The sequence below is a fragment of the Paenibacillus cucumis (ex Kampfer et al. 2016) genome (genome assembly GCF_019748695.1).
GTDB classification, from domain to species: domain Bacteria; phylum Bacillota; class Bacilli; order Paenibacillales; family Paenibacillaceae; genus Paenibacillus; species Paenibacillus polysaccharolyticus.
Genome location: NZ_JACLIC010000070.1, coordinates 1 through 513 on the forward strand (window position 1 = coordinate 1; position 513 = coordinate 513).

The following is a 513-nucleotide window of genomic DNA, read 5'->3' on the forward strand; positions in this document are numbered from 1 at the left end:
CGTACCGTTCACCGCATACCACGTCGCATATACTGTGGCTTCCGTCGGTCCATACAGATTCACCAGTTGCACACCCGGGAGCTGCTGACGAAAGCGTAACGCCACTTCTGGCAATAGCTCTTCTCCACCAGTGAACACATACTTCAGCCCTTCAGTTCTTCCTCCGCCAAGTTCCAGGAAAATTCGCAACATGGAGGATACAAAATGCATGTGCGTAACGCCATAACTCCGGACGGCAGCCATGATCGCCTGCGGATCCTTCTCTGCCCCTTCTGGCAATACGACCATCCTGCCTCCCTCGCCCAGCATCCATCCAAACAGTTCGGCTACAGAAGGGTCGAAAGTATAAGCAGTTTTGAGCATATAGGCATCACCGGGCTCGATCGGGTATTTCGCCTGTGTTCCCTCCAGCAGGTTCATCACCTGTCCCTGCTCCACCATTACCCCTTTGGGTTTTCCGGTGGAACCCGAGGTATAGAGAACATACGCCAGATCATGCGTCTGGATCGACAG

Annotated in this window: 1 protein-coding gene; it reads right to left on the reverse strand. The window is 53.8% G+C overall.

Translation table 11 applies throughout. From position 1 onward, the window contains the following. The coding region (locus H7T88_RS28470) for an AMP-binding protein (protein ID WP_221791737.1) at window positions 1-513 on the reverse strand (513 nt) is incomplete at both ends.